The sequence below is a fragment of the Streptomyces sp. MB09-02B genome (genome assembly GCF_033794485.1).
Classification (GTDB): Bacteria; Actinomycetota; Actinomycetes; order Streptomycetales; family Streptomycetaceae; genus Streptomyces.
Window position 1 is genome coordinate 1 of sequence record NZ_JARGEE010000443.1, and the last position, 6830, is coordinate 6830.

At 76.5% G+C, this 6830-nt stretch carries 2 protein-coding genes; both read right to left on the minus strand.

What is annotated here, in order from left to right:
- A partial coding sequence (locus P1P70_RS37310) for a type I polyketide synthase (protein ID WP_319245672.1) occupies nucleotides 1-4907 on the minus strand: 4907 nt, incomplete at its 3' end.
- Nucleotides 4904-6830, minus strand: a 1927-nt coding sequence (locus P1P70_RS37315; protein WP_319245674.1) for a beta-ketoacyl reductase, incomplete at its 5' end; no start/stop codon positions are given. The genes P1P70_RS37315 and P1P70_RS37310, both read right to left, overlap by 4 nt.

Consider the following 6830-nt stretch of genomic DNA (forward strand, 5'->3'; position numbering starts at 1 on the left):
GCGGACCCCCCGGCCTCGTGGCGGACACCTCCGGTCCTACCGGACCTGAACGCGACTGGAGCCTGGTGTGTCTGGTACGCTCCGGTGGGGCCCCGGGCCTCGGCCACACCGACGCGCACCAGGTCGGCCCCCCCATCACCCTCCGCGACCTCGACCTCGTTCGCGTCGGTGTGGCCGAGGGCCGTGGCCGCACAGGAGCGTACGAGATCCAGCAGGCGACGGTCTCGTTCACGGTCGGGGAGGCCGGCGAGGGCCGCCGCGAGCGCGGGGGTTTCGGCGGCGCGCTCTTCGTCGGGAGCGGGTCCGGTCGACGACGGGGCTCCCGCGGCTTCCGGGATGTCGTCGAGGAGGGTGCGGCGACGGGAGAGACGGAACCCGGTGGCGAAGGCCCGCCAGTCCATGTCGGTGACCGTGGAGCGGGTCCTGTCGTGGGCGACGGCGTCGAACAGCGCGCCGACGGCCAGGTCCGGGTCCATGGCCCGTACGCCGATCCGCTCGAACACGCGCTGGATGCGGGCGTCGACCATCCCGCCCCCGCCCCAACTGCCCCACGCCACACAGGTGGCGGCCAGACCTCGGGCCCGGCGGCGGGCGGCGAGGGCGTCGAGGTGGGCGTTGGCGGCGGCGTAGGCGGCCTGTCGGGCGCCGCCCCAGACGGCGGCGCCGGAGGAGAAGAGGACGAACGCGTCGAGTGCGCGGTCGGCGAGGAGGTCGTCCAGGTGGCGGGCGCCGCTCACCTTGCCGTCCGCCATCGCGGCGAGGTCGGCGGGCGTGGTGGCGTCGAGCCGGCCGAGCGCGCTGACGCCGGCGGCGTGCACGACGGCGGTGAGGGGGTGTTCGGCGGGAATCGCGTCGAGCACGTCGGCCAGCGCGGCCCGGTCGGCCACGTCGCAGGCGGCCAGCGTCACCCGGGCACCCGAGGCCCTCAGTTCCTCGGCCAGTTCGGCGGCGCCGGGGGCCTCGGCGCCCCGGCGGCCGGTCAGTACGAGGTGGTCGGCGCCGTCCCTGGCCAGACGGCGGGCGACATGGCCGCCGAGGGCGCCCGTGCCGCCGGTGATCAGGACCGTGCCCCGGGGCCGCCACGTCCGGCCGGGCGTCGCGGTGGGGCGCGGGGCGCGGACGAGGCGGCGGACACGGGGGCCGGTCCCCCGCAGCGCCCACTCCTGTTCGTCGCCGGGAGCGGCGAGGACCGCGCACAGAGCGCGCGCCGCCGTCGTGTCGAGCCGCGCCGGCAGGTCCACGAGGCCGCCCCAGACATCGGGCGCCTCCAGCCCCACGACCCGGCCGAGCCCCCAGACCTGGGCCTGCTCCGGGCTCGGCCCGTCCGCGGCTTCGCCGCCGCTTTCGCCGTCACCGAGGGCCTCCGCGCCGGGGGGTGCCGTGTCCGGCCCCGTGGTCACAGCGCCACGGGTGAGGCACCACAGCGGGGCGGACCCGCCGAGGTCCAGGAGCGCCTGAGCGGCCGTCAGGGTGGTGGCGACCCCCACGGGGACGGCGGGGTGGCCGGGATGCGGACGTACGTCGGTCCCGAGCAGCGAGACGACGCCGACCGCCGTGCCGTGCAACCGCCGCAACAGACCGGCCAGTTCCTCGCGTCCGGTGCCCGCACCGACCGTGACCCGGTCGACCCGGTCGGCCCCGTACGCGGTCAGCGCGTCGGCCGCCCAGTCGGCAGGAACGGTTCGGGCGGCGCCGCGTGCGCGGTCGGCGCGATCCTTGCGATCCGCGCGGTCGGCGCGGCCCGTCGGCCCGGCACCGCCGGCCGCCGCCGGGCCGTCGGCCTGCTCCGCGTCGCTGTCGAACTCCGCGCCGCTCGCCCCTTCCGGCACCAGCAGCACCCAGTCGCCGGTGAGCCGGGGGGCCGCCGGTTCGGGGACGGGCTTCCAGGTGACTTCGTAGCGGCAGCGGGCGAGCGTGGCGGCACGGCGGGAGTCGGTTCGCCAGGCGGCCAGGGCGTGCACGGTGGCGGTGAGGGAGTCGTCGGGTCGTATGCCCAGCCGCGCGGCCACGTCGGCCGCGTCGTCCCGGTCGACGGCTTCCCACAGCGCCGTCGTCGCGGGGTCGTCCGGGCCTGTCGTCGCGGGCCTGTCCAGCCAGTGCCGGGAGCGCTGGAAGGCGTACGTGGGCAACTCGACGCGGCGCGCGCCGGTGCCGACGAGCAGCGCCGTCCAGTCGACGGGTGCTCCGTGCGCGTACGCCTCGGCGAGCGCCTCGACGAAGCGTTCCGGGCCGCCCCGCCCCCGGCGGAGGGTGCCGAGCACGGCGGCCTCCCGCTCGGCCGCGTCGAGGGTGCCCTGGACGGGGCCGACGAGCACCGGATGCGGGCCGACCTCGATGAACAGGGTGTGGCCGTCCTCGAGGGCCGCGCGGGTGGCCTCCTCGAACCTGACGGTGCGGCGCAGGCTGCGGTACCAGTAGCCGGCGTCGAGCCCGGTGGTGTCCAGTCGGCCGCCGGTCAGCGGCGAGTAGAAGGCGACCTGGCCGGCGCGAGGGCGTACGGGGGCGAGGAGGCCGGTGATCCGGTCCTCCAGCGGGGCGACGAGGGGCGAGTGGGACGCGTAGTCGATGTTGACGCGGTGGGCGCGTACGCCGTCGCGGGCGCACTCGGCCGCGAGGGCGTCCAGGTCCGCCGTGTCACCGGTGACGACGGTCGACGCCGGGCCGTTGACGGCGCCTATGTCGAGCCGGCCGGTGAAGGGGGCCAGTCGGGCGCGTACGGTGTCGGCCGGTTCGGCGAGGGTGAGCATGCCGCCGCGCACCGTGAGTTCGGCCAGCGACCGGGAGCGCAGGGCGACGACGCGGGCCCCGTCGTCGAGGGTGAGCGCCCCGGCGACGACCGCGGCGGCGATCTCGCCCTGGGAGTGGCCCAGGACCGCGTCGGGCCGTACTCCGCACGAGGCCCACAGTTCGGCGAGGGAGACCATGACCGCCCAGAGCACGGGCTGCACCACGTCGACACGGGTCAGCGCCTCGGCGGCGTCCGGGGCGCGCAGCACGTCGGTGAGCCGCCAGTCGGCGAACGGCGCGAGCGCGGTCTCGCACTCGGCCATACGGCGGGCGAACACCGGCGAGGCGTCCAGCAGGTCGACCGCCATACCGGCCCATTGGGAGCCCTGCCCGGGGAAGACGAAGACGGTGCTCGCGGGTCCGGGGACCGCGTGGTGGCCGTGCACGAGACCTTGGGGCGTGGCGCCGTCGGCGGCCTGCGCCAGGAGGGCGAGCAGCCCGTCGCGGTCCGGTGCGAGGGCGACCGTACGGTGTTCCAGGGGCACCCGGGTGGTCGCGAGCGACAGGGCGACATCGGCGGCGGACGCGTCGGCGGCGTCGGAACGTTCGCCGGCGGAGCTGGGGGCCGTGGACGTGGACGTCAGGTGCTGGTGCAGGGCGCGGGCCTGGTCCCGCAGGGCGGTCCGGGAGCGGGCGGTGAGCGGCCACGGCAGCAGGGGCGGCGCGGTGAACGGGGCGGTGGCGCCTCTGATGTCTTGGCCCGTGGCGCCGATCGGGTGGCCCGTGTCGGCGCGGTCGAGGTCGTCAGGGGCCTGTTCGAGGATGACGTGGGCGTTGGTGCCGCTGATCCCGAACGACGAGACGCCCGCCCGGCGTGGACGGCCCGTCTCCGGCCACTCCCGGGCCTCGGTCAGCAGCCGTACCGAGCCCTCGGACCAGTCGACCTCGGGCGTGGGCTCGTCGGCATGCAGGGTCGGGGGCAGGACACCGTGCCGCATCGCGAGCAGCGTCTTGACGACACCGGCGGCGCCGGCGGCGGCCTGGGTGTGGCCGATGTTCGACTTCAACGAGCCCAGCCACAGCGGCCGTTCGGCCGGGCGGCCCGCGCCGTACACGGCGTGCAGGGCCTCCGCCTCGATGGGGTCGCCGAGCCGGGTCCCGGTGCCGTGCGCCTCCACCGCGTCGATGTCGGCGGGGGTCAGCCCGGCGTCGGCGAGCGCGGCCCGGATGACGCGTTCCTGCGCGGGTCCGCTGGGCGCGCTGAGACCGTTGGAGGCACCGTCCTGGTTCACCGCCGTGCCCCGGACCACCGCGAGGACCGGGTGGCCGTTGCGGCGGGCGTCACCGAGCCGCTCGACGAGGAGCAGTACGGCGCCCTCGGACCAGCCGGTGCCGTCGGCTCCGGCCCCGAAGGCCTTGCACCGGCCGTCCGCCGCGAGGCCGCCCTGCCGTTCGAAGCTGAGGAACGTGCCGGGCGTCGGCAGCACGCACACACCGCCGGCCAGTGCCAGGTCGCAGTCGCCGCGCCGCAGCGCCTGCGCGGCCAGGTGCAGGGCGACCAGCGAGGACGAGCAGGCGGTGTCCACGGTGACCGCCGGACCGTCGAAGTCGAAGGTGTAGGCGATCCGGCCGGAGGCCACGCTCGCGGTGGTGCCGGTCAGCACGTGCCCACCGGTGTCGTCGGACGCCTCGTCCAGACGGGGCCCGTAGTCCTGGGCGACCAGCCCCGCGAAGACTCCCGTCCGCCGGGACGCGGGCGAGCGCGGAGCGATGCCGGCGCGTTCGAAGGCCTCCCAGGCGGTCTCCAGGAGCAGCCGCTGCTGCGGGTCCATGGCGGCGGCCTCACGCGGGGAGATGCCGAAGAAGGCGGCGTCGAAACCCGCCACGTCCGACAGGAAGCCACCGGGATACGTGACGTCCCACCCCCGTTCGGCCGGAACGCGGCCGATGGCGTCCCGGCCCTCGGCCACCACCTCCCACAACCGTTGCGGCGAATCCGCGCCGCCCGGCAGCCGGCAGCCGACGCCGACGATCGCGACCGGCTCGCGCGCGCTGTCCTCGGCCCGGCGAAGTCGTCCACGGGTCTCGTGGAGTTCGGCCGTGACCCGCTTGAGGTACTCGACCAGCTTCTCGGATTCCACCGCCGACGCTGCCGGTGCCGCTGCCGTCCTGTCCGTCATTCCCCGTGCTCCTGCCGGTCGGTGCCGAGTTCGCGGTCGATGAAGGAGAAGAGATCGTCGACGCTCGCCGCGCTGAGTGCCGCCCGTACGCCACCGCCGTTCTCGCTGGTGGAGGCGTACTCGCTGGTGGAGGCGCACTCGGTGTTCGAGGCGTTCGAGGCGTTCGCGTCGGCCGGGAGGTCCGGTGGGGCGAGGCGGGTGCGCAGAAAGCGGGCCACGGCCCGGGGTGTGGGCTGGTTGAACAGCAGTCCGGCGGGCATGCGCCGTCCGCTCGCGGCGGTCAGCCGGTTGCGCAGTTCGACGCCCATCAGCGAGTCGAAGCCCAACTCCTTGAAGGTGCGGGTGGCGTCCACCCGTCGTCCGTCGCGGTGCCCGAGCACGGCCGCGGCGTGCGTGCGGACCTGGTCGAGGAGGGCGTCCTCCTGTTCCGGCGCGGAGCGTCCGGCCTCGACCGCCAGCCGTACGGGCGTCGAGCCGGCGTCGGCGTCCCCCTTCGGCCCTTCGTGGGTGCGGACGTCGCCCGTGGCGGGGTCGCGCCAGGCGCTGCCGGCCAGTTCCCGGTGCAGCGGCGACGCCTCGCCCTGCTGTGCGCTCCGGCGCACCAGGGGCAGGGACAGGGCCACCGGCAGTCGCAGCGCGGGGCCCGGCCGGCGCAGGGCGGCGTCGAAGAGCGCGAGCCCGTGCTCCGGGTCGAGGGGCAGCAGCCCCGTACGGCGCATCCGCCGCAGGTCCGTCTCGGTGAGCCCCCCGGTCATGCCCGCGCCGGAGGCCCAGGGGCCCCAGGCGAGCGACACGGCGGGCAGCCCCCGGGCGCGGCGGGACTGCGCCAGCGCGTCGAGGAAGGCGTTGGCTGCCGCGTAACTGCCCTGCCCCGCCGCCCCGTTGATCCCGGAGACGGACGAGAACAGTACGAAGGCGGCGAGGTCCGCCTGCGCGGTCAGTTCGTGCAGGTGCCACGCCGCGTCGGCCTTCGGCCGCAGCACCCGGTCGAGCGCCCCCGGGTCGATGGCCTCGACGACGGAGTCGTGGAGGACACCCGCCGTGTGCACGACCGCCGTCAGCGGGTGTGCGTGGGGTACCCCCGCGAGAACGGTGGCGAGCGCGTCCCGGTCCGCCACATCGCAGGCGGCGACCGTGACCCGCACGTCAGCGCCGAGCGCCGCGACGGCTTCGTCGGCCTCGGGGGCGGCGGCACCCCGGCGACTGACCAGCAGCAGGTGCCGAACCCCGTGCCGGGCCACCAGGTGCCGCGCGACCAGACGCCCCAGGGCCCCGTTCCCGCCGGTGACGAGAACGGTTCCGTCGGGGTCGAGCGTCGTGGCCACCTCCCCGGCGGGCACGGCCGACTCAGCGACCCGTCCGGCCGACCGCGACCGGGACCGCGCCCCGTGGGAGGGGGACGGGAAGGCGCGGGACGTCGGGCGGACGAGGCGGGGCGCGTGGAGGCGGCCGGCCCGGATCGCGATCTGGGGTTCGCCGCAGGCGACCGCCGCGGGCAGGGCCGCAGCGGACGCGGGGTCCTCGTCGAGGTCGACCAGCAGGAAGCGGCCGGGGTGTTCGGTCTGCGCCGAGCGGAAGAGTCCCCACACGGGGGCCGCACCGGGATCGCACGGTCCGTCGTCGACCGCGACCGCCCGCCGGCTTACGACCACCAGCCGCGTGTCGGCGAGGCGTTCCTCGGCGACCCAGGTTTGCGCCAGCCGGACCGCTCGGTGCGCGGCGGTGCGGGCGGCGGTCACCGGGTCCGTGGTGGCGGCCTCCGGAAGTCCGGGGGCCGCCTCGACCAGGCCGGTGTCGCAGCGGGCGACGACCAGATCCGGTGGTGGCCCCGCGGCCAGCAGGGAGGTGAGGTCCCGATGGGAGGCGGCGCCCGGCAGAGCCCCGGGCGGGAGCGGGGCGGGGTCGCCGAGCAGCTCCCAGCGG